This is a genomic window from Roseibium sp. (assembly GCF_048260565.1).
Taxonomy (GTDB): Bacteria; Pseudomonadota; Alphaproteobacteria; order Rhizobiales; family Stappiaceae; genus Roseibium.
Map to the genome: position 1 here is coordinate 206,255 of NZ_JBLXGP010000007.1, position 24,342 is coordinate 230,596.

At 61.2% G+C, this 24,342-nt stretch carries 20 protein-coding genes; 13 read left to right on the plus strand and 7 right to left on the minus strand.

Going from position 1 to position 24,342, the window contains the following annotated elements; all coding sequences use genetic code 11:
- Window positions 1–100 precede the first annotated feature (100 nt).
- The 5 genes from ACN0SO_RS16700 (at window position 101) to ACN0SO_RS16720 (ending at window position 3,949) form a co-directional block, all read left to right on the plus strand.
- Window positions 101–982, plus strand: coding sequence for an AAA family ATPase (locus tag ACN0SO_RS16700; RefSeq protein ID WP_417679753.1), 882 nt, complete (start codon window positions 101–103; stop codon window positions 980–982).
- A gap of 3 nt (window positions 983–985) precedes the next feature.
- Window positions 986–2,215: a vWA domain-containing protein gene (locus ACN0SO_RS16705; protein WP_417679755.1), complete on the plus strand. Its 1,230-nt coding sequence runs from the start codon at window positions 986–988 to the stop codon at window positions 2,213–2,215.
- Between the two features lie 11 nt (window positions 2,216–2,226).
- Window positions 2,227–3,120: an XdhC family protein gene (locus tag ACN0SO_RS16710; RefSeq protein ID WP_417679757.1), complete on the plus strand. Its 894-nt coding sequence runs from the start codon at window positions 2,227–2,229 to the stop codon at window positions 3,118–3,120.
- Window positions 3,117–3,689 carry an SRPBCC family protein gene (locus ACN0SO_RS16715; protein ID WP_417679759.1) on the plus strand — a complete coding sequence of 191 codons (573 nt, stop codon included), beginning with the start codon at window positions 3,117–3,119 and terminating at the stop codon, window positions 3,687–3,689. The genes ACN0SO_RS16710 and ACN0SO_RS16715 overlap by 4 nt, the downstream gene beginning before the upstream one ends.
- 68 nt (window positions 3,690–3,757) lie before the next feature.
- Window positions 3,758–3,949 (plus strand): hypothetical protein, encoded by a 192-nt coding sequence (locus ACN0SO_RS16720; protein WP_417679761.1) that lies wholly within the window; start codon window positions 3,758–3,760, stop codon window positions 3,947–3,949.
- 58 nt (window positions 3,950–4,007) lie between these two features.
- On the opposite strand, the gene ACN0SO_RS16725 is transcribed toward ACN0SO_RS16720, so the two are convergent.
- From ACN0SO_RS16725 to ACN0SO_RS16735, 3 genes are all read right to left on the minus strand, one after another.
- Window positions 4,008–6,341: a DUF6636 domain-containing protein gene (locus tag ACN0SO_RS16725; protein ID WP_417679763.1), complete on the minus strand. Its 2,334-nt coding sequence runs from the start codon at window positions 6,339–6,341 to the stop codon at window positions 4,008–4,010.
- 225 nt (window positions 6,342–6,566) lie between these two features.
- Window positions 6,567–9,086, minus strand: coding sequence for a cation:proton antiporter (locus tag ACN0SO_RS16730; RefSeq protein ID WP_417679765.1), 2,520 nt, complete (start codon window positions 9,084–9,086; stop codon window positions 6,567–6,569).
- A gap of 72 nt (window positions 9,087–9,158) precedes the next feature.
- Window positions 9,159–10,076 (minus strand): DMT family transporter, encoded by a 918-nt coding sequence (locus ACN0SO_RS16735; protein WP_417679767.1) that lies wholly within the window; start codon window positions 10,074–10,076, stop codon window positions 9,159–9,161.
- A 322-nt stretch (window positions 10,077–10,398) separates the two neighbouring features.
- Between ACN0SO_RS16735 and ACN0SO_RS16740 the strand changes: the two genes are divergently transcribed.
- Both ACN0SO_RS16740 and ACN0SO_RS16745 read left to right on the plus strand, forming a co-directional pair.
- Window positions 10,399–12,561, plus strand: a complete 2,163-nt coding sequence (locus ACN0SO_RS16740; RefSeq protein WP_417679769.1) for a malate synthase G — start codon at window positions 10,399–10,401, stop codon at window positions 12,559–12,561.
- A 213-nt stretch (window positions 12,562–12,774) separates the two neighbouring features.
- Entirely contained in the window at window positions 12,775–12,900 is a 126-nt protein-coding gene (locus ACN0SO_RS16745; RefSeq protein WP_417679771.1) for a hypothetical protein, read from the plus strand.
- A 122-nt stretch (window positions 12,901–13,022) separates the two neighbouring features.
- On the opposite strand, the gene ACN0SO_RS16750 is transcribed toward ACN0SO_RS16745, so the two are convergent.
- Entirely contained in the window at window positions 13,023–13,712 is a 690-nt protein-coding gene (locus ACN0SO_RS16750) for an ArsR/SmtB family transcription factor (protein WP_417679773.1), read from the minus strand.
- Window positions 13,713–13,789: 77 nt separating this feature from the next.
- Here ACN0SO_RS16750 and ACN0SO_RS16755 point away from each other — a divergent pair, with 77 nt between their 5' ends.
- Together ACN0SO_RS16755 and ACN0SO_RS16760 are read left to right on the plus strand one after the other, a co-directional pair.
- Window positions 13,790–14,134 carry an NIPSNAP family protein gene (locus tag ACN0SO_RS16755; protein WP_417679775.1) on the plus strand — a complete coding sequence of 115 codons (345 nt, stop codon included), beginning with the start codon at window positions 13,790–13,792 and terminating at the stop codon, window positions 14,132–14,134.
- Window positions 14,131–14,472: an antibiotic biosynthesis monooxygenase family protein gene (locus ACN0SO_RS16760; protein ID WP_417679777.1), complete on the plus strand. Its 342-nt coding sequence runs from the start codon at window positions 14,131–14,133 to the stop codon at window positions 14,470–14,472. The genes ACN0SO_RS16755 and ACN0SO_RS16760 overlap by 4 nt, the downstream gene beginning before the upstream one ends.
- Before the next feature lie 9 nt (window positions 14,473–14,481).
- On the opposite strand, the gene ACN0SO_RS16765 is transcribed toward ACN0SO_RS16760, so the two are convergent.
- Window positions 14,482–15,933, minus strand: coding sequence for an ATP-binding protein (locus ACN0SO_RS16765; RefSeq protein ID WP_417679779.1), 1,452 nt, complete (start codon window positions 15,931–15,933; stop codon window positions 14,482–14,484).
- A complete protein-coding gene (locus ACN0SO_RS16770) occupies window positions 15,930–16,658 on the minus strand; it encodes a response regulator (RefSeq protein ID WP_417679781.1) in 729 nt (242 codons plus the stop codon). The genes ACN0SO_RS16765 and ACN0SO_RS16770 overlap by 4 nt, the downstream gene beginning before the upstream one ends.
- A gap of 216 nt (window positions 16,659–16,874) precedes the next feature.
- Between ACN0SO_RS16770 and ACN0SO_RS16775 the strand changes: the two genes are divergently transcribed.
- From ACN0SO_RS16775 to ACN0SO_RS16790, 4 genes are all read left to right on the plus strand, one after another.
- Window positions 16,875–18,116 (plus strand): EF-hand domain-containing protein, encoded by a 1,242-nt coding sequence (locus ACN0SO_RS16775; RefSeq protein ID WP_417679783.1) that lies wholly within the window; start codon window positions 16,875–16,877, stop codon window positions 18,114–18,116.
- Window positions 18,117–18,753: 637 nt separating this feature from the next.
- Entirely contained in the window at window positions 18,754–19,884 is a 1,131-nt protein-coding gene (locus ACN0SO_RS16780; protein WP_417679785.1) for a type III PLP-dependent enzyme, read from the plus strand.
- A 12-nt stretch (window positions 19,885–19,896) separates the two neighbouring features.
- Window positions 19,897–20,448 carry a GNAT family N-acetyltransferase gene (locus tag ACN0SO_RS16785; RefSeq protein WP_417679787.1) on the plus strand — a complete coding sequence of 184 codons (552 nt, stop codon included), beginning with the start codon at window positions 19,897–19,899 and terminating at the stop codon, window positions 20,446–20,448.
- A 315-nt stretch (window positions 20,449–20,763) separates the two neighbouring features.
- The gene (locus ACN0SO_RS16790; protein WP_417679797.1) at window positions 20,764–22,149 is read left to right on the plus strand and encodes a homospermidine synthase; all 1,386 of its coding nucleotides are present in this window, start codon (window positions 20,764–20,766) and stop codon (window positions 22,147–22,149) included.
- A 175-nt stretch (window positions 22,150–22,324) separates the two neighbouring features.
- Here ACN0SO_RS16790 and ACN0SO_RS16795 read toward each other — a convergent pair whose 3' ends face one another.
- On the minus strand, window positions 22,325–24,145 hold the full coding sequence (locus ACN0SO_RS16795) for an adenylate/guanylate cyclase domain-containing protein (protein ID WP_417679789.1): 1,821 nt from the start codon (window positions 24,143–24,145) through the stop codon (window positions 22,325–22,327).
- Window positions 24,146–24,342 lie beyond the last annotated feature (197 nt).

Here is a 24,342-nt window from a genome sequence, read left to right on the forward strand (position 1 = left end):
GAATGCGCCCGGCGGGGCATGACAAATACATTGAACCGGTCGGGACAGGACCGGGCGGGCAAGTATTCCCTGCACATGGTGAGGAAACGAGAGGTCGAAGATGGCCCTGGACAAGAAAGAGTTGGCGAAAGCGCTCAGCGAAACCGGATACGTCGCCGATGAAGGCCTGGCGACAGCGCTCGTTCTCACCGAGCTTTTGAAGAGGCCGCTGCTTCTGGAAGGCGAGGCGGGTGTCGGCAAGACCGAAGTCGCCAAGGCCCTGGCCGATCTTTACGACACAAACCTGATCCGGCTGCAGTGTTACGAGGGTCTGGACCGCGCGGACGCCATCTACGAATGGAATTACCAGCGCCAGCTTCTCGCCATCAAGGCCCATGAAGGCTCCGGCGAGAGCGCGGACGAAGTCGAGGACGCGGTCTTTTCGGAAAAATATCTGCTGGAGCGGCCTTTGCTGGCGGCGATTCGTCAGGAGACGGCACCGGTCCTGCTGATCGACGAGATCGACCGGGCGGATGAGGAATTCGAGGCCTTTCTCCTGGAAATCCTGTCCGATTTCCAGGTCTCCATTCCCGAAATGGGCACGATTGCAGCGAGGTCGATCCCCAAGGTGGTGCTGACCTCCAACGGCACGCGGGAACTCTCCGACGCGCTGCGCCGCCGTTGCCTTTACCACTATGTCGATTACCCGGCACCCGACCGGGAGGCCCGGATCCTGATGAGCCGGGTGAAAGGACTCGATACGGCGCTGGCGCTCCAGATCGCAGAACTGATGGCAAAGCTGCGCAAGGAAGATCTGGCCAAGGTCCCGGGCGTTGCCGAAACCATCGACTGGGCCGCCGCCCTCATCGGGCTCGGCACGAAGAACCTGCAGGAAGACCAGGACCTTGTATTCGAAACCCTCGGCTGCGTCCTGAAGACCCGCGAGGATCAGGCGCGGGTGACGAAGGAAGTCACCGACCGGCTCCTGGGGAAAGTCGCCTGAGCCATGGCCGCGCCCGCCCTGAAACCCCCCGCCCTGAAACCACACGAAATCGAGACCGCGGAAGACGTCGGCTCCGCCCTACGCCTGCGCCTGGCCGGGTTCATGCGAACCCTGCGTGACAACGGGTTCAAGGTCGGCCTTGCGGAAACCAACGACGCGGTGAGGCTGCTGCTGTCGCCGCTGGCCCGCCGCCCGCACGAGTTGAGAGCTGCCTTTCGCGCTCTATTCTGCGGACGCCTCTCCGACTGGCAGGCCTTTGACGAGATCTTCGATGCCTATTGGTTCGCAAAGGGCATGAAGGGGATCGTCAAGACCTCGGGTACCAGCACGAAAAAGGGCGGCAAGACCATCCGGGAAATGGTCGAAACCCAGGGCATGCGCCGGGAAGGCCTTGCCGGCGATGTGGAACGTACGCCGGGCGAGGAAGATGAAGACACGGACGACGAGGCCGCCGGCCGCCGGGAAGGCGCCAGCATTGCCGAAAACCTGGAAAGGATCGATTTTCGCAAGATCCACGATCCGGAGGCGGTCGAAAAAGCCAATGAACTGGCGGAGCGTTTGGCCCATGCCATGCGCGTGCGGCTTACGCGGCGCGACCGCCAGCGGCGCAAGGGACCCCGGCTCGACCTGCGCCGGACGATCCGTCATTCCATCGCCCATGGCGGCACGCCGATCGAGCTGATCCGCAAAGGCCCCCGCGAGCGCCAGCTTCGCCTCGTGATCCTGCTGGATGCCTCCGGCTCCATGAACAATTACACCGGCGTCTTCACCCGTTTCGTTCACGGGCTCCTGGACAATTTCCGTGAGGCGGAAGCCTTCCTGTTCCACACGAGGTTGGTGCATGTCTCCTCCGCCTTGAAGGAGAGGGACGCCGCCCGCGCTCTCGACCGCATGGGCCTGATGGCCCAGGGCGTCGGCGGCGGTACCAAGATCGGCGAGGCGCTTGCCGACTTCAACCGCTGGCACGCGGCCCGTGTGATCCACTCGCGCACCTGCGTGATCATCCTGTCGGACGGCTACGACACCGGCGATCCGGACCGCGTGGGCCTCGAAATGGCGACGCTCCGCCGCCGCTGCAGGCGCATTGTCTGGCTGAACCCGCTGATCGGCTGGCAGGGCTACGAGCCGACCGCAGGCGGCATGTCCGCGGCCCTGCCTTACGTCGATCTGTTCGCGCCGGCTCATAACCTTGAGAGCCTGGCCGCGCTCGAACCTTATCTGGCAAACCTGTGAGAGGTACGATCATGACCCCGTCTCCGATCGATAGGCCGCCCGAAGCCGCCCGTGAGGATCTTCACGACCTGATGAACCGCCTGCGCCGACAGGGAAAACCGTTCGCGCTGGCAACCGTGGTCCGTACCATTTCCGTGACCGCCGCCAAGGCCGGCGCCAAGGCGGTAATCGGTCCTGAGGGGGAAATCGCCGGCGGCTGGATCGGCGGTGGCTGCGCCCGTGGCGCGACGCTGAAAGCCGCCCGGCAGTCCCTGGAGGACGGCCAGACCCGATTGATCTCCCTCCAGCCCGAAGACCTGTTGAAGGATCGCGGCGTATCCGCCGGGGAGGAACGCGAGGGTATCCGCTTTGCCAGGAACATGTGCCCGAGCCAGGGCACCATGGATATCTTCATCGAGCCGGTGCTGCCGCGCCCGGCCCTGGTCATTCTCGGCTCCAGCCCGGTCGCCGTTGCGCTGGCCGATCTCGGTCCCCGTGTCGGCTTCGATATTTCCGTCTGCGCACCGGCCGACGAACAGGCGGCCTTTACAGAGGCCAACGAACGCATCGAAGGCTACGCCTTGCCGGTCGAAGCGGCGGGCGAGCGCTATCTCGTGGTGTCCACGCAAGGGAAAGGCGACCTGATCGCCCTGAAGGCCGCGATCGGCGTGGATGCCCGGCATATCGCCTTCGTCGGCAGCCGCCGCAAGGCGGAAAGCCTGCGTCAGAAATTGCTCGCCGAAGGGGTAAGCAAAGAAAAGCTCGACCGCATCAAAGCGCCGGCCGGGCTTGACCTTGGCGCCATCACGCCCGAAGAAATCGCCCTTTCCATCCTTGCCGAGATCCTGAGCGTGCGCCGGAAGGACCAGCGCGGCGAAGGCCTCGGAATTTCCTCATCCAGTGAACACGGAGATGAACACTCATGAAAATGTCCGAAAGCCAGAGGATCGAAGCCCCCCGGCAAACCGTCTGGGAAGCGCTCAACGACGCGGACGTCCTGAAGGCATCGATCCCCGGCTGCGAGGAGCTCACCAAGCATTCCGACACGGAGATGGAAGCCAAGGTCAAGCTCAAGGTCGGTCCGGTCAAGGCGACCTTCGGCGGCAAGGTGACGCTGGAAGACCTCAATCCGCCGGAAAGCTACCGGATCGTCGGCGAAGGCTCCGGCGGTGTCGCCGGTTTCGCCAAGGGCGGGGCCACGGTGCGCCTTGAGGAAGACGGCCCGGATGCCACGATCCTGCATTATGACGTCGACGCCCAGATCGGCGGCAAACTCGCCCAGCTCGGCTCACGCCTGATCGACAGCACCGCCAGGCGTCTGGCCGGTGAATTCTTCAAGACCTTCGGCGAGCAGGTCGCACCGACCCAGCCACAGGAAGAAGAAGCCGCTGCTTCCGAAGGCGCAGACGCGCCCGCTGAGGAGAAGAAGGGCTGGCTTGGTGGCTTGTTCGGCGGCAAGAAGGATGAAAAGGCGGACGAGACAGCAGCGTCCTGATTTTCCCGCGGATGCCCGTTTTGCTTGACGGGCATCCGCAAGATCCGATTACTAGAGGGAGGAATGAAATGGCAGCTCAGGCAATTCTGGCGTCCGAGGCAACCACAATGCGCGAAATCGCGGAAGATCCGTGGCTGATGACGGCCCTGGGACTCGGGACGGTGCTCACGGCCTTCTATTTCGTCGCCCACGCCTGCTGCTTCGGGGCGGATGCGGCCATGCTGCAATCGCTCTCGGTGATTTGCTCATCGGCTGGGTGAGGTAGGAAGCTGGCCTTCCAAGGAATACTGGGGCGGCGCTCTGTTGACTGGTGACGTCTTACTGGGCGCCGGTAGTTGCCTCATTATTCCATTGTTCCTCGATGCGGAGGCTATAGCCTTGAATGGTAACAGCAGCTAACACCGGATTTACAAAGCCGTCATGGTCAATCGTTTGCCCACTGGCGATGGCTACAGCGCGGAACTCTTCGCCATCTTTCCCAGCAAAATGTCCGACAAGTTTCTTGATTTCCCAAGTCGTGGTTTTCCAATCATGCTGATTGATGCCTGCCAAGCGCGCATTGGACAAGCTGATTGTCCCGCTTCCGGAGAGACGACCATTCGCGTTGACAGTTAGCACCAGTTTTCCTGTGCCGTCCTTTCCCGTTTCAACTGTGTTTTTAAGGTCCGCGGTGCCGGTCTTGCCATCAAAGCGCATCATGCCTTTAAAGGCGATATGAGGGGACTCGCGCCCTAAATGTTTACCGCCCCTTTCTCGGCGATGATCCCAATAATCCAGCCCCCCGATATAGACCGTAAATTCGGACTTGATGTCGTTGATGGCGGGCTGGGTTTCGAGCAAATAACCGTGCAAGGATACATCTGCGTCATGCTGTGTGCCGGTTGTCCGCCAATTCAAGTATGAGGCCGACGGTCGATCATAACTGAAATTAACAGTTTCATTTTTATAGCCATGCGTACTTGCACGCCCATAATTTCCGACAGTGACCCGCCATCTTTCAAAAGGCTGCGTATTTGGTATGATTACTTCGAACCAGTCATTTCCTTTGTCTTTTTTTACCAATGTAAGCCGGTCTTCGGGTTCCGAAGCCCAGAGTGTCCCGCTCTTGCGATCAAAACAAAGGTCGGTGATTTCGAGTTCAGGGGGGTGAGCACTTTGCGTTCTGAAGTTATAATTCGCAATTGCAGCTCCTTGCTCGAATTCGCACGTGCCCAGTTTATGATAGGCGGCCCCATCTTCTTCTGTCCGGACGGGAGTTGTCGAATTTCCGGCAGAAGACGTTACCGCAACCGGCGGCTGAACGCCTGTTTTAGCTGGAGCAGCAGCTGCCGCCCGAGGCGCACTGGCCTCCGTTTCTGAACCAGTCCGAGTGCTGGTCGAGCCTCCCTTTGCCTTCGCCAACGCCTCCAGGATCGCAAAATGTTCGGGCGGAAGCTGGTTCAGAACTTTAAGCCCATAGGCCTTCTGAAAGGCGTGAACAGCCAGGACGGTCGCTGCTTCGACCACGCCGTCGACCGGTCCCGGATCAAATCCCAGCGTCTGCAGATACTTTTCGGTGACCAGCCAGCGCTCTTTCAGGCCTTCGCTCTGGCCGGTCGCCGGGGTGGCAGTGGACGTCTTTGCCGGGCCGGCCGAGGTGCCATATCGGTCCAGCGGTATGTCCGGGTCGTAGAAGCAAAGTCCGTCGTCTGTGGGAACCGTTCGTTCCGCAAGTATCCGCCATTTTGTGCCCTCGACGAGCAGGTCTTTTTCCGTGCAGGTTTCGCTGTCCCAACTGCCTTTCCAGCGAACCTTGACGAGGCGACTGTCGCGGGAAAAGAGCAAATCCATCTGATAGTGCTCCTCGCCGCCATATGGAAAATCAAAAACCTCGCCCGTGCGGAGGTCGACGACGTAGCCGAACCGGCATTCCGTTCCGCAGCTGATGATGACGAAGGAATAGTGTCCGGCAAAGTTCACACCTTGCCCTACGCCATCCCGAATTCTCGTTCGGTAATTTCTGAACGCGCTGTCCCGTCCGTTGAAATCCGGGAATTTTGCAGCGGATTTCAGTATGTCCGAGGGCGGATGATCGGCAAAGCTGTGACCGGAGGCGACGGTCGGATTATCTGCAGAAGCGGCGGATTGAATGGGCGCTGTGTTGGCGTTGCCTGGCGGAGTGGCAAATGCGTTTTGCTGTGTCGGATTGGCAGCATCCCCCGCTTGCTGTCGGGCTTCCCCGATGATCGTCTGCTGGCGCCGGGACAGGAAAAAACCGTTGCCGTCCCGGTTGGTGCATTTCAGGCCCTGTTTGGAGGAATGGCAGGTAAAGCCGCCGAAGTTTCCGGTCACGCCGTAATCGGCCATGTCGAATCCGTCTCTGCTGCGGTCGGTGTCCTGACAGAGGATCTCCACGGGGCCCCGCTCCAGCATCGAGAAGGTGTGCCCCCAATCGGAATTGCAGGTCGTCGGGTGGGGCAGGGCGGGCGGCCCGGAACGGTCGATGATGGTGCAGGTGATGTCGGAAGGCGCCCCGTCCCCTTCGCCCACCGTGCACTGGATGTTTTCCGAGGGCGTCTCGAAGGTCCAGACATCGGCAAGAGTCGACTTGGCCGGCAGCCACGCTGCGCATAGGAACCCGATGAAAACAAATGGTTTCCGGAAAATAAGCATAAAATCCCCTTAAAGAATATGAGGCAATTAATGCTGATTTATCGATACGGGGTCAAACCCTGTTCTCCAGAAAGGTTAAGCGCAAAGCCCCACCGGTATCTATTTGGCTGAATGGGGAGGAGGTCAGCGAACTTGGGCTTGCGCCGGCCATGCGCTCCCGCAAGTCGATATCTGGCGTCTTGCGTGGGGGCCGTCGCAATCCCGTTTTGCCTGGATCCAGACGGGTCAGGTTTCATCGTCGGCCTTTCCGGTCTCCAAAGAATCGGGCGCATTCATGGATTGCCGTTCCCTCGACAGGCGGTCAATGTGCGCCTTGAGTTCCGGTGTCTTCTGCATGAGTACCTGGAAATCGGAGGCTGACAGGCCGAGGAGCTGGCAATAGCCGAGCGCCGTCACATCCGCGGTTCGGCGCTTTCCGGTCAATAGCGCCATTTCCCCCACGACATCGCCGCGTCCCAGTCGGATCGTGTCCGCGCCGGTCCGGACCTCCACTGCTCCGGAGGCGATGAAATAGACCAGATCCCCTTTTTCACCCTTGCGCATGAGCCTTTCGCCCGGCGTTGCGAAAGTCGGCCGCATCATCCGCGCGATGTCGTTCAGATGCTTGGGCGAAAGGTCGACAAACAGGGAATGCTTGGCCAGCAGATCCTTGGTCTGCAGCCCCAGATCGAGGTCCGGCCTCTGCCGGGTTTGCTGCCTGAGGCGCATCAGATCGCCGTGCAGGTCGTTATAAAGCTCCGCGCCGATTAGCGCCTGGCTGTGGGCCATCCCATAGGCGGTTTCCTCCAGCCGGAACCCGGTCATGCGCAGGAATTGGGTCTCAAGGGCATCGGAATAGTCCGGGTATTGCAGACGCAGCGCATCGATGGCGCGCAGGATGTCGTCCCGGCGCGCACAGAGCGTATCATTCAGGATCGTGCCGACGCGCTCGCCGACCAGGGGCCGGATCCGGGCGTGATTGAAGGTGACAAGTTCGTTGGAAATGATCCGGCAGACGAGCAGGAATTCGAAGCGGTCAGCCAGAAGGATGGCTAGCGGCCGATGGATCTTCAGCCGCCGCTGGAGCCATTGAGCCAGGCGGAAGCTGAAGCGGAACCGTAGCGCCTGCCGGCTCGCCTTGTTGTATCCGGCTCGACCATCCGACCGGGTCAGGTCCGCGATCTGTCCGGCGGCCGCAAGATGAAGCGATATCGCCCGGCGTGAGACGGTCTTTTCGTTGAAGTGATTGAGCACCAGGTACCGTTCCCGGTCGGCAAGGGCAATCAGGCCAAGGATAACCCGCTCCTTGTCCTTCAGGTCCGCGAAAGTTTCACTGGTCTCGATGGCTGTTTTGACCCGTTCGGTGTAGGTCTCCGTAACCGGATCCGCAATTCGCGGTTCGATCTGGTAATCCTGGGCGGTCTGCTCGACCTGCTGGCGGACATCTGCAAGCGCCAGCGCGAGAAACTGGCCGCGCAGGGCCTCATCGCGCGCACCGAGCGTGTTCAGTCCCAGAAGCTTGATCAAGGGCTTGAGGCTCGTGCCATAGACGAGCAGGGTGAACAGCACAAACCCGGTCGCAAGCTTGGTGACGAAGGCTGCGACTTCCGGCGAAAGGCCCTGATGTTCCGAAACGCTGAGAGCCAGAGTCAGGGTAACGGCGCCACGCATGCCGCCCCACAGCATCACCGTCTTGAATTTCATGCTGACGCTTTCCCCCATGCGAAACAGGCTCAGGAGCGGCAGCAGGCCGAAGATGACCAGCGCCCGGGAAACGAGCGCCGCGACTGCGACGACGAAGAGCAGCAGGATGTCGATCGGCTGAAAGCCTTCCACCAGACGCGGGATCAGGATCGAGGCGAGCACGAAGATGAGCGACGAAGCCCAAAAGGCGATCTGGTCCCAGACATGATGAAGAAAGTTCCAGTCTTCCAGCATGATCCGGGAAGGGCCGTAAAGATTGAAGACGATGCCTGCCGAGACGACCGCAACGACGGCGGAGACATCGGCACTCTGGTCGCTGACCACATAGATCACGTAGGGAAGGGCCAGGCTCAGCGTGACCTGGGCAAGCGGCAGGTCTCGCATGACCGGCAGCAGCATGACGAACAGCCGGGCGACCAGCGCGCCGACGATTGCCCCGCCGATGAAGGACCGGAAAAACGCCATCAGCGCATTGGCCAGATCCAGTTCTTGGCTGCCGGTCAGGATGCCGAGCAGGAGAATGAAGATCACGATCGCGGCCGCGTCGTTGAGCAGGCTTTCGCCCTCGACGATGCGCCCGAGCCGGGCCGGGGCGCCAATGTCGCGGAAAATGGCGACGACGGCCACCGGGTCGGTGGTGGCAACGATCGCGCCGAGAAGAAGGCAGGCAACGAGCGAAACGTTGCCCAGCGGATAAAGCGCGAGGCCGATGAAAAAGGTCGCGGCGAACACGGCGACTACGGCCATCAACAGGATCGGGCCGATATCCTCGAATATCCGCCGGACATCCAGCGTCAGAGATGTCTGGAACAAGAGGATCGGGAGGAAGATATAGAGGATCTGTTCCGCATCGAGTGGCGGATCGACAAAAACAATCGCAATCGTGTTGAAGGCGTCGGTGTATTCGGTGTTCAGCAGAAAGATCGCGCCGATCCCGATCAGTGTGCCGACCATGGCCAGCAGCACGCTGGGCGCAAGCCCCAACCGGCGGGCAAGCGGCTGCAGCAGCGAGATCGTAATGAGAAGCCCGGCGAAGCAGCCGACGACGATTGGTGTTTCCATTTACCTAATCTGCCTTGGGTTTTGGAATTATCCAAGGCGCTGCAATGGCTTTCGAACAGGCTTCGGCGCTGCCTAGGACGATTTCCGCTTGCGTTCCGACAACCAGATGCCGCCGAGCACCAGAATCAGGGCCAGGGCGTGATGCAAGCGGAAGGGTTCGCCGAGGATCAGAATGCCGAGAGCAGCCGCGAAAATCGGTACCAGGTTGAGGAAAACACCGGCGCGCGCCGGACCGACCAGTTCCACGCCCCGGATGAAGAAGATCTGCGCGAGACAGGAGGGAAACAGGGCGATGTAAAGCGTCACCAGCCATCCCGCCGGCGTCGGCCACTGAGCGGTATCGGTCGCCATTTCGTAGATCAGGCCCGGGATGGAGATAAGGGCGGCGATGACCGACAGGACCGCGAAGAACACCAGGCCGGAGACCTGCGGCCGGTTGCGTAGGGTGATTGTGTAGCCTGCATAAAAGAAGCTGGCGATCAGCATCAGGCCGTCGCCGGGATTGATCGACAGGCTCAGCAGTGTCTCCAGGCTGCCTTGTGCGGCGACCAGGGCAACGCCGGCCAGCGTCGCGATGATACCGACGACCTGCAGCAGCCTGACCCGGGCGCCGAGCAGCAGCACCGAGCCGATCAGAACGAAGATCGGCATGGATCCCTGCAGGATCCCGAGATTGACGGCCGTGGTGTAGTGGGCGGCCATGTAGAACAGCATGTTGAAGCCGGTGAAACCGAACAGTGCCATGAGGCAGAGCTTGCCCAGATGCGGTCGCATGACCGGCCATTCCTGCCGTATCCGAGGCAGCAGCGTTAAGGTCAGAACCACACTGACGATCAACCAGCGCAGGAACACCACGACCATCGGCGACACCCGGCCGACCGCCAACTGGCCGGCAATCGTGTTTCCGCCCCAGAACAGGGTGGTCAGGACCAGCATGATAATGGCGTTGCCGAAAATCCGGTCGGTGAAAAGCGTTGCCGCTCTTTTCATGGAAATTCCTTGTGGGTGCGAACGCTCGAGAAGTCCGCAGCTTGCTGATGCCGGAGAAATGAAACCCGGGCATGGGACGGGAGTGGTTTGATGTGGTTCCGGTAGCGTTGTGAAGAGAAAATCGCCGGCGCGCAAGGGCAGGTCGGGTTGAGTTGGTCGACCTCGTTATAGTCCTGTGGAGAAAATAAATTTGATTATTTCCATTTTGGAAAAAGTAATTCCGAACTGCGGCTGATTGACCCCGAGGCAGGTTCCAGACACAAAAGGCGTCATTCAAACGCCGAATGTCACAATTTTGCATAAAAGAACGGGAGACGCCGAGATGACAGCGCGTATCGAAGTTCAGGGCCTTCAGGTCGCCAGTGAGCTCTATGATTTCGTCAACACCAAGGCCCTTCCGGGAACCGGTGTCGACCAGGACCGGTTCTGGGAACAGCTGTCTGCCATCGTGCACGACCTTGCGCCGAAAAACCGAGCGCTTCTCGCCAAGCGTGATGCGCTCCAGGAAAAGATCGACGCCTGGCACCGCGCGAACCCCGGTGTGCCGGACATGGCGACCTACAAGGCGTTCCTGACCGAGATCGGCTATCTCGTCTCCGAAGGCGGCGATGTCGCGGCCACGACCGCCAATGTGGATCCGGAGATTTCCACGGTCGCGGGCCCGCAGCTCGTCGTGCCTGTCATGAATGCCCGTTATGCCCTGAACGCTGCCAATGCGCGCTGGGGCTCGCTCTATGACGCCCTTTACGGCACCGATGCCATGGGCTCGCTTCCCTCAGGCGGCGGTTACGATCCGGCGCGCGGCGCGGAAGTCATTGCCTATGCCCGCAAGGTGCTGGATGAAGCCGCACCGCTGAGCAAGGGCTCCTGGGCCGACGTCACGGGTCTGTCGGTTGACGGAGGCGCCCTGAGCCTAGCGACGGCAGGTGGCGCAACCACGCTTGCCGATCCGTCCCGCTTTGCCGGATATGACGGCGATGCATCGGCCCCGTCCAAAGTGCTTCTGACCCAAAACGGTCTGCATCTGGAAATCGTCGTCGATGCCGGTCACCCGATCGGCAAGACCGACAAGGCCCATATCGCCGACGTGATCGTCGAATCCGCCATGTCCACGATCATGGACTGCGAGGATTCCGTCGCCGCCGTCGATGCGGAAGACAAGGTCGTCGTCTACGGCAACTGGCTCGGCCTCATGAAGGGCGACCTGGAAGAGACCTTCGAAAAGGGCGGCAAGAAGGTGACCCGCCGCATGAACGGCGATCGCACCTATACCGCTCCGGACGGGTCCAGCCTGACGCTGCATGGCCGTTCGCTGCTGCTGGTGCGCAACGTCGGCCACCTGATGACCATCGATGCGGTTCTGGACAGGGACGGCAACGAGGTGCCGGAAGGCATTCTCGACTGTCTGGTCACCTCCCTGATCGCTCTGCACGACATCGGCCCGAACGGCCGACGCGCCAACAGCCGCGCGGGCTCGGTCTATATCGTCAAGCCGAAGATGCACGGGCCGGAGGAAGTCGCTTTCGCCTGTGAACTCTTCGACCGGGTCGAGGACGCGCTGGGCATGGCGCGCAATACGCTCAAGATGGGGATCATGGACGAGGAACGCCGTACCACGGTCAACCTCAAGGAATGCATCCGAGCTGCCAAAGACCGCGTGTTTTTCATCAACACCGGCTTCCTCGACCGCACCGGTGACGAGATGCACACCTCCATGGAAGCCGGACCGATGATCCGCAAGGGCGACATGAAGACCGCCACCTGGATCGGCTCCTACGAGAACAACAACGTGGACGTCGGGCTTGCCTGCGGTCTGCCGGGCCATGCCCAGATCGGCAAGGGCATGTGGGCCATGCCGGATCTGATGCACGCCATGCTGGAACAGAAGATCGGCCATCCCATGGCCGGCGCCAACACCGCCTGGGTGCCATCTCCAACGGCGGCTACGCTGCATGCGCTGCATTACCACAAGGTCAACGTCGCCGAGCGTCAGAAGGAACTGAAGTCGCGCGAACCGGCAAAGCTGGAGGATATCCTGTCGATCCCGGTCGCGACCCGTCCGAACTGGTCGCCGGAGGACATCCAGGCCGAACTCGACAACAATGCGCAAGGCATCCTCGGCTACGTGGTGCGCTGGGTCGAGCAGGGGGTCGGCTGTTCCAAGGTGCCGGACATCAACAACATCGGCCTGATGGAAGACCGCGCCACCCTGCGCATTTCCTCCCAGCACATCGCCAACTGGCTGCGTCACGGCGTCTGCACGAAAGAACAGGTCATGGAAACCATGAAGCGCATGGCAGCCCTCGTGGACGAGCAGAATGCCGGCGATCCGCTGTACCGGCCGATGGCTGCGGACTTCGACGCCTCGGTCGGCTTCCAGGCCGCCTGCGATCTGGTGTTCGAGGGCTGTGCCCAGCCGAACGGCTATACCGAACCGGTCCTGCACCGTCGCCGGATCGAATTCAAGGCAAAGATGGCGTCGTGAATTCGCCGCTCTGACCAGCTGTCGGTCTGATATCCGAGCCGCAGTTCCCCGGGAACTGCGGCTTTTTTTATGTCTCAATTAAATGTGTCACCTGACGTCGGGGACTCTTGGAAGAAATACGTTAGAAATGCACACAGTACGCCTTGATAAGTGCACGTAGTGCGCTATATTCATACGTACCGGGCCGAAAACAGACAAAAAGGAGATGCCCAAATGAATGTGCACATTGCCAAATGCCTGATCGTGGACCATCGCCAGGACTACAGCCGGGACCGGCTGCGGTGGCTGCCCTCGCGCCTTTACCGGCTGTTCAGGGAAGCAAAACCCGCAACACACTAACCGCCGGCCGTCGCTCTGATGACCGGAAAAGAACGCTCGGCCTGAAAGGCGCAAGAGCGCGAAAGGGGCAGGACGTCCATCCTGAGCCTTGAAGACCCGGCTTCGGCCGGGTTTTTTATTGCTCAGGCGGGGAGGGGAAACGCATCCGTCAGCGCGCGTTCTCCGTCTTGCGAGAACCGAACGAGGCGCGAACCTTCAACGCGGCATGCCCAGCCGAGGTCCTGAAAACGGGCCAGAAGGGCACGACCGGTCGAACCGGCGAGATGGTACCGGCGCTCGCTCCAGTCCAGGCAGGATTTGCAACGGGCCTGTCTCGTTGCGGCGCCGGCCGACAGATCGATCTCGAGAGAGGTTAGAAATGCTTCGCCGTTTGCGGAAAGGTCGATCAAGCCGGCTTCGTCAGTAACCAGATGCCCGCGCGCGAGCAGGCTTTCATAAACCCTGACGCCGAGATCGCCGGCCAGGTGATTGTAACAGACCCGCGCCTTGCGCAGTTCGGGGTCCTTTGGCCCGGTTCGTGTACGAAGGTGCCCCTTTTTCGCGGCCAGTCCCATCAGGCTTTCAAGAACGGCAGCCACATCGTCGTCGGCGAGGCCATAATAGCGGTGACGTCCCTGCTTGTGCGGGGTGACCAGGCCCGCCTCTGCAAGCCGGGCAAGGTGAGAACTCGCGGTTTGCGGCGTGATGCCGGCTTCCACGGCCAATTCGCTGGCGGTCAGCGCCTTGCCGCTCATGAGCGCGGTCAGCATGTTTGCACGGGCCGGGTCGCCGATAAGCGAACCGATCAGGGCGATATCGGGTCCATCTTTCATACTTCGATGCTAGTCGAAGCATTTGCATCCGGCAATATGCGAGACCGGTGACCTCACGATTATAGAGGTCCCATCTCATGCTGACTTGCTTTATCCGCTATCATATCGACCCGACCAAACGGTCCGCCTTCGAGCAATACGCCCGCAACTGGGGCGTTGCCATTCCCCGCTGCGGCGCCGATCTCATCGGCTACTATGCACCACACGAGGGGTCGAGCACCCTGGCCTATGGAGTCTACAACATCGAGAGCCTCGCGGCCTACGAGGCCTACCGGCAGCGACTGGCCGCGGATCCGCTCGGCCGGGAGAATTACGAGTTCGCACAACGTGAGAAATTCCTGTTGCGCGAGGATCGCACGTTTCTCAAGCTGGCCTCGGACGGTATATCCTCATGGCAGGAGAGTCCGGAGGAGCAACAATGATCGCCATCATTTTCGAAGTGGAACCGCATGCGGAACACAAGGACCGCTACCTGGAAATCGCAGCCAGCCTGCGCCCGGTGCTGGAGGGCATCGACGGCTTCATTTCCGTGGAGCGGTTCCAGAGCCTGACCAATCCGGGCAAGCTGCTGTCGATCTCGTTCTTTCGCGATGAAAAGGCGCTGGACGACTGGCGCAATGTCATGGCCCACCGCAAGGCGCAGACCGCCGGCCGGAACGTGCTGTTCAAGGACTACCGGCTGAAAGTCTGCAGCGTCATCCGCGACTACGGTCTGAACGATCGAGAGGAAGCGCCGGAGGACAGCAAGGCGGCGCTTTAGGTCCGTGACCTAACCGCCTATCGGTAGCCGTACCACCGCCCTAAGGCCGCGACCGTCGCCGTTCTTCAGCTCGATCGTGCCGCCGTGGGCGTGGATGATCGAGCGGGAGATGGCGAGCCCCAGGCCGATGCCGCCGGTTTCCTCGCTGCGCGATTCCTCCAGCCGGACAAAGGGTTCGAACACGTCGGCGAGCCGGTCGTCGGGAATGCCGGGCCCCTGGTCGGAAATGGTGACGACCGCTTCCTTGCCGTCCCGGACGAGATCGACCTCGACCGCTTCGCCGTAGCGGATGCCGTTTTCGATCAGGTTGCGGAAGGCGCGTCTCAAAGCGACCGGCCGACAGGAAATCACCAGCCGCTCGGCTTCGTTGACCGTGGCCTGATGGCCCAGATCCTGCTGATCGCCGGCCAGGCTCTCCAGAAGCGACCCCAGATCGGTCGGTCTTGCCTCTTCCCTTGCCGCCTCGTCGCGGGCAAAGGCGAGGGTCGCCTCCGTCATCTGGCTCATTTCCTCCAGCGTCTCGATGATCTTTTCGCGGTTTTCATCGTCTTCGATGAATTCCGCGCGCAACCTGAGCGACGTGATCGGCGTGCGCAGGTCGTGGCTGATGGCCGCGAGCATGCGGGTCCGGTCGCGGACAAAGCGGGTCAGCCTGTCCTGCATGCTGTTAAAGGCTTCCGTCACCGTGCGTACCTCTAACGGGCCGGTGGCTTCAAGTTCGGCAACATCCTCGCCTCGGCCGAGCCGTTCCGCGGCATTGGCGAGATCGCGCAAGGGACGCGAAACCCGTCTCACCGCAAAGGCAACGATCAGGATCACCGCCACGGCCATCAGGCCGAGCTGCACCAGAAGCGGCTTCATGGTGCGCGGCGGCGGACGATAGTTCGTTTCCACGTTCAGGAAGGAGCCGTTCGAAAGCGGGATACTGAGCGCAAGGTCGATATGGCCCCGCTTCAGCCGGTGCAGCCGGCCGGGGTGCACTTGGCCGGACGGGGCGCGCAAGGAGGGGCGCTGCGGCCGTTCTCCGTCCTTGTCTTCATCGTCTTCCCTCAAATTCCCGAAGTCCGGCTGACGGCTGCGCGGATCCATCAGGTCCAGCAGGACATCGCGCGGCGGCGAAAACCGGTCCGCCAGAATCTGCTGCAGGCGGATTTCCGTACTGTCTGTGCCGGGATCGCGAACCACCGGTGCTTCTCCGATCCAGAAAGTCGTATGCCGGCTGGAGGAGGCTTCCAGTATCCGTGCCTGTAAGGATTCCGGCGTCTCGTCGATCAGCTTGGCGATGGAAACGGCGCGCATCAGAATGTTGTCGCGGGCGACCTCGATCAGCGCGATCCGCCGTTCGTCGTGGAAGATCCAGATACTGATCGCCTGGGCCACGAACAGGGCGATCAGCAACAGCCCGATGAGCTGGCCGGCCAGACTGCGTGGAAACGGAATACGCCAGGAGGAAAGTGTCATTCGGCGCTGCCTTTGACATCCGCCGTCAGCATGTAGCCGCCGCCCCAGACGGTCTTGATCATTTTGGGATCCTTCGGGTCCACCTCGATCTTGCGCCTGAGCCGCGACACCTGGTTGTCGATGGAGCGGTCGAACACGGTCGGCGTCCGTCCGGTGGTCAGGTCCAGAAGCTGGTCGCGGGTCAGCACCATCTTCGGCCGCTTGAGGAAGGCGCACAGGAGCTGGAACTCGCCGCTTGAGAGGGGAACCACCACCCCGTCCGAATCCAGCAGTTCGCGTTTGGAGACATTGAGACGCCAGCCCTCGAAGCCCAGTTCCTCCTGTTCCATCGGATCGCGATCCTTGGGCACGAGCGAGGTTCGTCTGAGGACCGCACGGATGCGGGCCAGAAGCTCACGCGGATTGAACGGCTTGGTGACATAGTCGTCGGCGCCGATTTCAAGGCCTATCACCCGGTCGGTATCATCCGCCATGGCCGTCAGCAGGATCACAGGGATGGATCCGGTTTCCACCAGATGGCGGCACAGCGACAGTCCGTCCTCTCCGGGCATCATGATGTCCAGGACTACCAGGTCGATCGAGGCCGCCTTCAGGGCCTTGCGGGCATGGGCGGCACTTTCGGCCGTGGTTGCCCTCAGGCCGTTCTTGATCAGATAACGCGCAAGCGTTTCCCGGATATCCCGGTGGTCGTCCACGACGAGAATATGGGGGCTCGGGTCGTTCACTCTCAGGCTCCGATCGGTAATGCGGCTCTGTAACCTTGGGTCCTGACCTTACCTAATGCGTTGCGAATGCCTTCGCGAGCCGATTTTGTATCAGGATGTAACAGGCCGGCAAATGCGGACAATTGGAGACACTTCGCCCGGTTGCCGACCGTATTTTTGAGACATTTCACGCTTATCTCTTGGTCATCGCAACGACGAACCACGGAGTAATGTGAGATGAAAACGCTTAAAACATTCGCAATGGCAGCGCTGGCAGCAGGTGTTGCGGGTACGGCTCTCACCACTTCCATGAGCGTATATGCACAAGGTGTTCCGGGATGGGGCGGCGGACATGGCCCGCAGGGCTGGCACATGATGGGCGGTCCGCGGGGCGGAATGCGCGGCGGCCGGATCATGGAACGCTTCGACGTCAACGGCGACGGTGTCATCACCCAGGCGGAAGTCGATGAAGCCGCGGCAAATCGCTTTACCGAGATGGATACCAGCGGAGACGGATCCGTCGATTTGAATGAATTCAAGACCGGCTTTGCCAAGCGGAGCAAGGACATGCAGGTCCGTGCCTTCCAGCGCCTCGACAAGGACGGCGACGGCACGGTCACCGAAGCGGAATTCAACACCCAGAGCGACCGTATGTTTGCCCGTCTCGACAGGGATGGCAACGGCGAACTGGAAATCCTGCGCGGCCGCCCCGGCGGCAAGGGCTTCGGTCCGGGAAAGGGCATGAGGCCTGGCAGCGCGACTGATTCCGATGACGACACGACCCCCGGCCGCGGCATGGGTCCAGGAAAAGGCATGGGCCAGGGAATGGGCCCAGGAAAAGGCATGGGCCAGGGAATGGGCCAGGAAATGGGCCCAGGAAAAGGCATGGGTCAAGGAATGGGGCAGGGCTTCGGACCCGGCCAGGGTCGCGGCCAAGGAAGCGGCCAGGGTGGCGGTATGCGCTGGAACGACGATGATGGCCGGAACGGTCCGCGTTGGGGCCACCATTGGGGTCGGCAGCAGGGCATGGGCGGCGGCACCCGCGGGTACATGGGTATGGGCCCAATGGGTGGTCACGGCATGATGGCCGGCATGTTCCAGGTCTTCGATACGGACAACGACGGCAAGATCACCCGTGAGGAGTTCACCGAAGTTCGAGGAAAGCTTTATGCCTCCGCCGACACGGACAAATCCGGCTCCTTCTCCCTCGATGACTTCTCCGCGATCTGGATGACCCTGCAGGAGCCCCGCGTGGTCCGTATGTTCCAGAGCATGGATACGGACGGAGATCTGAAGATCACCCCGGAAGAACATGCCGAGCGCACCAAAGACCTGGTCGAGCGTATGGACCGCAACGATGACGGTGTCCTTACCGCCGCCGACTTTGGCCGCAAGGGCATGGGCAAGGGCAAGTGGCATCACGGCGGCTTTGGCCCTGGCCAGCGGGGAGGTTCCGGCTGCGGCCGCGGCAACCGCTGAAGTTCGACAAGATCGGCAGGGGAATCGGTTTCCCCTGCCTGAGGAAATGGCAGCGGCCGGCATCCCATGCCCCCCACCCGCATTGCCGGTTGCCTGTCAGAAGAAGGGGCCTTCGCGGCCCCTTCTTTAATGCCTGGAATTTTTTTGAGATTTCCGAAAAAAATCACTTGAACTGAAAGGCGAATTGCCCCAAATACGGCTTGCCCAAATTCGCACGTGCCCGTGGTCGTTCATGGGATGGCTGATGAAGACATCTCTTAAGGGGCCGCTGCCGCAAAACACCGCCAAGGGGCGGGGCAGCATGATCCGGACGGCTTAAAGCAACGACGTACAGAGGGTTTTTTCGGTCTCTGCCGGGGTTTCCAACCTCCGGGGTCACTGAAGAGGCACTTGTTACATCATTGCCCGACGTGCGGTTCGGTTTCCCGATCCAATCAACGGCATTCCCGACGCGGGAAAGCTTTGCGCTGCCTTCGGCTCGCATCGCCCAACCGTCGCCGCTATTGCACGCCGCCCCCGGCTTCCACCACGGGGATCGCGGTCCTGCCTTATCGGCATCCTGCGACGTGAAGCTGCGAAGCGGCCAGCAAAGAGAAAGCCGGCTTCGCACGACAGATTGGAAAAGGGTAGTACCCCGATGAGCGAACGTATCCGCGAATTCCTCCGCCGCCGCGAAGACGAAGGCCCCTGCGTTGTCGTTGACACCGACATTGTCCGTGAAAACTACCTGACCTTTGCAAAGGCTCTGCCGGACACTTCTGTCTACTACGCCGTGAAAGCCAATCCGGCGCCCGAAATCCTGTCCCTGCTGGAAAGCCTCGGCTCGTCCTTCGATTGCGCCTCCGTCGGCGAAATCGAGATGGTGCTGGCAACCGGCGCGGATGCTGGCCGCATTTCCTACGGCAACACCATCAAGAAGGAACGGGACATCGCCCGCGCCTTTGAATATGGCGTCCGCCTGTTTGCCGTCGACAGCGTGGAAGAAGTCGACAAGATTGCCCGCGTGGCTTCCGGTTCCCGTGTCTTCTGCCGCGTGCTTTGCGACGGTGTCGGCGCCGAATGGCCGCTGTCGCGGAAGTTCGGCTGCGCCCCGGAAATGGCTGCGGACGTTCTGGAACATGCGCACCGCTCCGGCCTAGTCGCTCATGGCGTGTCGTTCCACGTCGGTTCGCAGCAGGCCAACCTGGGTGCATGGGACGCAGCTCTGTCCATGGCCGCCGGCGTGTTCCGCGAAATGGCGACCCGTGGCATCGAACTGAAGATGGTCAACATGGGCGGCGGTTTCCCGACCCGTTACCTGAAGGACGTCCCGGGCGTGCCGAGCTACGGCGAGGCGATCTTCCGCGCGCTGACCGATCACTTCGGCAACCGTCTGCCGTCGACCATCATCGAACCGGGCCGCGGCATGGTCGGCAACGCCGGTATGATCGAATCGGAAGTGGTTCTGATTTCGAAGAAATCCGCTGACGACGACGTCCGCTGGGTCTTCCTCGACATCGGCAAGTTCCACGGTCTCGCCGAGACCATGGACGAAGCGATCCGCTACCCGATCCGCACCCCGCGCGACGGCGACCAGACGGCTCCCTGCGTGCTGGCCGGCCCGACCTGCGACAGCGTGGACGTTCTTTACGAAAAGACGCCCTACGAACTGCCGGTCAGCCTGTCGATCGGCGACAAGGTGCTGATCGAGGCTTGTGGCGCCTACACCACCACTTATTCGTCCGTGGGCTTCAACGGCTTCGCGCCTCTGGCCTCCTACGTGATCTGAGGATCGCTGACGATGATCAACATTGTTGACGAGGCGCCGGCTCATGTCGGCGCCCGCGAGGCGCTGCTTGACCTGAGTTTCGGTTTCGACCGGCATCAGAAAACCAGCGAACGGCTGCGCGAAGGCCGCCTGCCGGCCTTTGCCTACTCGGCACTCGATGAGGACGACGCGCTTGTCGGCACCGTCCGGCTCTGGCCGGTTGCGGATACGGCGGGGCAGGGCTCCCTGATGCTCGGCCCCCTTGCCGTCGCCAAGACCTGCCAGGGGCAGCGTATCGGCGATCGTTTGATGCGCCATGTGTTGACCCAGGCGGCGCTTGCCGGTCACGGTTCGGTTTTGCTCGTAGGCGACCTTGCCTACTACGAGCGGTTCGGCTTCGCGCGCGGGCTTCTGGACAGTGTCGTGCTACCCGGTCCGCTCGAACGGGAACGTTTCCTCGGTCTGGAGTTTGCCTCCGGCCATCTGGGACGGCTGTCCGGCTGCCTGACGGCCGCCGGCCAGATCGATCCGGCAGCGGCACTCGGTGTGCCGTCCGTCGATTTGCCCTATCACAAGGTTGCCTGAAGAACTTTTCGATATGAACATGTGCCGGCATCGCCGATGCCGGCACAATTTTTTTGCCTGAGGTGGAGAGAGATGACTGACGAGACCCTGTCCAAAGCACGAGCTCCCAAATCCGGAACCCGCAAGCCTGCCGTGCGCAAACCGGCAACCGCCAAAGCCTCGGCTTCGAAGCCGGTTGCTGCGAAACCGGCGGCCGTCCGCAAGGCTTCAACCCGTAAAGCCCCAACTCGCAAAGTATCGGCGAGAAAAGCCGCTCCGAAAAAGGCGCCTGCGCAAGTCTGGCCGAAACACGGTGCGATCACCGGCCCGGTCGTCATGATCGGCTTCGGGTCCATCGGTAAGGGCACGCTGCCGCTGATCGAACGTCATTTCGATTTCGACGCCAAGCGGTTCACCGTGATCGATCCGGTGGACCGGGACGCCGGCCTGATTTCCGACAGGGGCTATCGTTTCGAGAAAGCGGCCCTGACACCTGAAAATTATGAAGAGGTCCTGACCCCGCTGCTGACCGATGGCGAGGGCCAGGGCTTCTGCGTCAATCTCTCCGTCGATACGTCTTCCCTCGACATCATGAAGCTCTGCCGCAAGCTCGGCGTCCTTTATATCGACACGGTCGTGGAACCGTGGCCCGGCTTCTATTTCGATGAAAAGGCCGACGCCGAGGCGCGGACGAACTACGCCCTGCGCGAGACCGTGCGCAAGGAGAAGAAGAAAAACCCGGGCGGCACCACCGCCGTGTCCTGCTGCGGCGCCAATCCGGGCATGGTGTCCTGGTTCGTCAAGAAGGCGCTGGTGGACATCGCCCGCGACATCGGCTTGAAGTTCGAGGAACCCGCCAGCCGCAAGGACTGGGCGAAGCTGATGAAGAAGGCCGGCGTAAAGGGCATCCACATCGCCGAGCGCGACACGCAGATCGCCAAGGGGGCAAAGCCGCTCGACGCCTTCTGGAACACCTGGTCCGTGGAAGGCTTCCTGTCCGAAGGCTTCCAGCCGGCGGAGCTTGGCTGGGGCACCCATGAGAAATGGAAGCCCGGCAACGCGAAGGCCCACAAGAAGGGATGCCAGGCGGCAATCTATCTGGAACAGTCCGGCGCCAATACCCGCGTGCGCACCTGGTGCCCGACGCCCGGTGCCCAATACGGCTTCCTGGTCACCCATAACGAGGCGATCTCCATCGCCGACTACTTCACCGTGAAGAAGGACAAGAAGACCACCTACCGGCCGACCTGCCACTATGCCTATCACCCGGCGAATGTGGCTGTGTTGTCTCTGCATGAGCTGTTCGGGTCCGGCGGCAAGATCCAGCCGGAACTGCATGTGCTCAACGAGGACGAGATCGAGACGGGCATCGACGAACTGGGTGTGCTGCTCTACGGTCACGAGAAGAACGCCTACTGGTACGGTTCCCAGCTGTCGGTGGAAGAGACCCGCGAGCTGGCGCCCGACCAGAACGCCACCGGCCTGCAGGTCTCCTCGGCGGTCCTGGCGGGGATGGTCTGGGCACTGGAAAATCCGGAAGAAGGCATCGTGGAAACCGACGAGATGGATTACAGGCGCTGCCTGGAAATCCAGATGCCCTATCTCGGTCCGGTGAAAGGCTACTACACCGATTGGACGCCGCTGCAGGGACGTCCCGGCTATTATCCGGAAGACATCGACGTAACCGATCCCTGGCAGTTCCGGAACATTCTGGTTCACTGATCGGTTGAACACACTGAATAGTTGACAATGACCTGGGAAAAACGGCGGCAAATCAAGCATTTGCCGCCGTTCTTGGATTCAGTTTCGCCGCCTGGTTGAAGATCTTGAATCATTTTCTTTGAAGCGGATTGTTAAAAAGGCGATGTTGAATCCCTTTCTGAAGACGGTGGACTGATCAGCGGGTTTCCAGCGTCAGCCGGATGACCTCCACCGGCCTGTCCTTGCCTTTGACCTTCTGCTCTCCCAGCGGGGAGTAGCGAATGTCCGCAGGCAGATTGTTGCCGATATCCTGCGACGCAAGGATAATGACTTCGGCATCCGGGTCGACTTCACGGCCCAGAGATTCCAGCCGCGAGGCCACATTCACCGTGTCGCCGATGACCGTATAGTTGACGCGGCTCGGCGCGCCGATGTCACCGACAACCAGCGGACCCCCGTGAAGTCCGATGCGGATATGCACAGGAGGCAGGCCTTGCTCCTTCCGTGCCAGATTGTCCGCATGGACGACACCGGCAATGTCCAGAGCCGCCCGCGCGGCCGGCTCGGCCGGGTTTTCGATCCGCTCCGGGGCGCCCCAGAAAGCCATGACGCTGTCGCCCACATATTTGTCGATGGTGCCGCCATGGGTTTCGATGACGGAGCCGATCAGGGTCAGGTGATGGTTGACGAAGGCGGCAATCTCAGGCGCGCTCATGGATTCCGAGAGGGACGTGAAGCCAACGATATCGGTGAACAGCACCGTCAGGTTCCGTTCTTCCGGCGGGCTGTCCGCGCGGCCTTCGCGGATGAGCTTGGTGACCAGCGTCTTGGGCATGTAGCGCATGAAGGCCGACAGGCCGCTCACCATCGTATTGAAACCCGTGGACAGGTCGTCCAGTTCGCGCACCATGGAATGGGGCAGTTCCGGGACCTCATCGAGATCGAGCCGTGCCACCGCGCGCGCGCCCTTGGCGGCCCGTCTGATCGGCGAGCCGATATGATGGGACAGGATGCCGGCGCCGATCAGGGATACGCCGAGAAGGGCCACGCCGATCAGGGCGGCGTCGCTGAGTTGGTGCAACGGTTGTTCGAGAATCTCTGCCGGAAAATGGGCGCCGAGCCTGACCGGAAATCCTTTGAGGCCATGCGTGCCCTTGTCCAACAGGATAAAGCGCTTGTGCCCGTCGGCATCATACCCGACGCGCAATTCGTGCCCCCGGTTCTTCCCGTCTGTCCCGCCTTCCACGAGTTCGGCCGAGGTGAGGTTTGAGAGAAATTCGTCCGGAACATTGGCAAGGTCGATCAGCGGGCTGGTGACCGTGGCCTGATCATTTTCGGAGGTAAGGGCCGGATGGGCGAAAATATTGTTGGTGCCTGGTTCCATGAGAAACACGGTGATCATGTCGCTGGAAATATCCCGCGTGATATCCGAAATCCGGTGCAGCGACATGGCCACGATGACAACTCCGGCGAATTTTCCGTCGATACGCACCGGGGTAATGTGCCCGACATAGCTGTGTCCGCGATCAGGCAGGTATTTCGCCCTTGTCCAGAACGGTTCATCGGCTTTGGCAGCCTCGTTCAGAAGCGGACCGAGGATCGGATCGTTTTTTGCGTTCCTGATGAAATTGGGGATGGAGATATCGTCGGCTTCGCCACGATCGATCTCCGTCGTGTTTCCATCCTGGTCCGCTACGGCAACGAAGGAGACATGCGGCATTGCTGCGAGCGAACCGTAGAGATACTCGGCCAGGGCATCCGGGTCGTTATGCGGAATCGCACCCGACTTAAGGCCTTCGGCCGTGAAGTGTCCCATCTCGACCACCGCGTCGAGCTTGTCGTTGAAGGCCCCTTCGAGTGACCGCATGCCCGTGTCGACCAGTTCGCCGCCGAGATGGCGGACCACTTTCTGCGACGTGTAGGCCTGAACCAGAAGAACGAGAGCCGCGGTGATGAGGACGAAAGCTCCGATCACCGATGTCAGCGTCGGGGTGATGCGCAAGCGTTTCGGCAGCATTGAGGGCAAAATCCGTATCGAAAAAGGACGGACGGAGTATCGGCGACGGACAGGCTCTGCGTAAAGATCGGCCGGAAATTTAGGGCGGGACAAAAAAGGACAGCCATTAGAGAGGCTGCCCAGACCGCTGACAAACCCGTCGATTTCGGCGGGTTTGTTATTTTGGATTAGGTTTTGTGGCGATTGTCGGCGTTTCA

What these genes read in the sequence shown, in the direction of transcription:
- ACN0SO_RS16700 (WP_417679753.1), top strand. Translation starts at nt 101, where the DNA reads ATGGCCCTGGACAAGAAAGAGTTGGCGAAAGCGCTCAGCGAAACCGGA.
- ACN0SO_RS16705 (WP_417679755.1), top strand. Translation starts at nt 986, where the DNA reads ATGGCCGCGCCCGCCCTGAAACCCCCCGCCCTGAAACCACACGAAATC.
- ACN0SO_RS16710 (WP_417679757.1), top strand. Translation starts at nt 2,227, where the DNA reads ATGACCCCGTCTCCGATCGATAGGCCGCCCGAAGCCGCCCGTGAGGAT.
- ACN0SO_RS16715 (WP_417679759.1), top strand. Translation starts at nt 3,117, where the DNA reads ATGAAAATGTCCGAAAGCCAGAGGATCGAAGCCCCCCGGCAAACCGTC.
- ACN0SO_RS16720 (WP_417679761.1), top strand. Translation starts at nt 3,758, where the DNA reads ATGGCAGCTCAGGCAATTCTGGCGTCCGAGGCAACCACAATGCGCGAA.
- ACN0SO_RS16725 (WP_417679763.1), bottom strand. Translation starts at nt 6,341, where the DNA reads ATGCTTATTTTCCGGAAACCATTTGTTTTCATCGGGTTCCTATGCGCA.
- ACN0SO_RS16730 (WP_417679765.1), bottom strand. Translation starts at nt 9,086, where the DNA reads ATGGAAACACCAATCGTCGTCGGCTGCTTCGCCGGGCTTCTCATTACG.
- ACN0SO_RS16735 (WP_417679767.1), bottom strand. Translation starts at nt 10,076, where the DNA reads ATGAAAAGAGCGGCAACGCTTTTCACCGACCGGATTTTCGGCAACGCC.
- ACN0SO_RS16740 (WP_417679769.1), top strand. Translation starts at nt 10,399, where the DNA reads ATGACAGCGCGTATCGAAGTTCAGGGCCTTCAGGTCGCCAGTGAGCTC.
- ACN0SO_RS16745 (WP_417679771.1), top strand. Translation starts at nt 12,775, where the DNA reads ATGAATGTGCACATTGCCAAATGCCTGATCGTGGACCATCGCCAGGAC.
- ACN0SO_RS16750 (WP_417679773.1), bottom strand. Translation starts at nt 13,712, where the DNA reads ATGAAAGATGGACCCGATATCGCCCTGATCGGTTCGCTTATCGGCGAC.
- ACN0SO_RS16755 (WP_417679775.1), top strand. Translation starts at nt 13,790, where the DNA reads ATGCTGACTTGCTTTATCCGCTATCATATCGACCCGACCAAACGGTCC.
- ACN0SO_RS16760 (WP_417679777.1), top strand. Translation starts at nt 14,131, where the DNA reads ATGATCGCCATCATTTTCGAAGTGGAACCGCATGCGGAACACAAGGAC.
- ACN0SO_RS16765 (WP_417679779.1), bottom strand. Translation starts at nt 15,933, where the DNA reads ATGACACTTTCCTCCTGGCGTATTCCGTTTCCACGCAGTCTGGCCGGC.
- ACN0SO_RS16775 (WP_417679783.1), top strand. Translation starts at nt 16,875, where the DNA reads ATGAAAACGCTTAAAACATTCGCAATGGCAGCGCTGGCAGCAGGTGTT.
- ACN0SO_RS16780 (WP_417679785.1), top strand. Translation starts at nt 18,754, where the DNA reads ATGAGCGAACGTATCCGCGAATTCCTCCGCCGCCGCGAAGACGAAGGC.
- ACN0SO_RS16785 (WP_417679787.1), top strand. Translation starts at nt 19,897, where the DNA reads ATGATCAACATTGTTGACGAGGCGCCGGCTCATGTCGGCGCCCGCGAG.
- ACN0SO_RS16790 (WP_417679797.1), top strand. Translation starts at nt 20,764, where the DNA reads ATGATCGGCTTCGGGTCCATCGGTAAGGGCACGCTGCCGCTGATCGAA.
- ACN0SO_RS16795 (WP_417679789.1), bottom strand. Translation starts at nt 24,145, where the DNA reads ATGCTGCCGAAACGCTTGCGCATCACCCCGACGCTGACATCGGTGATC.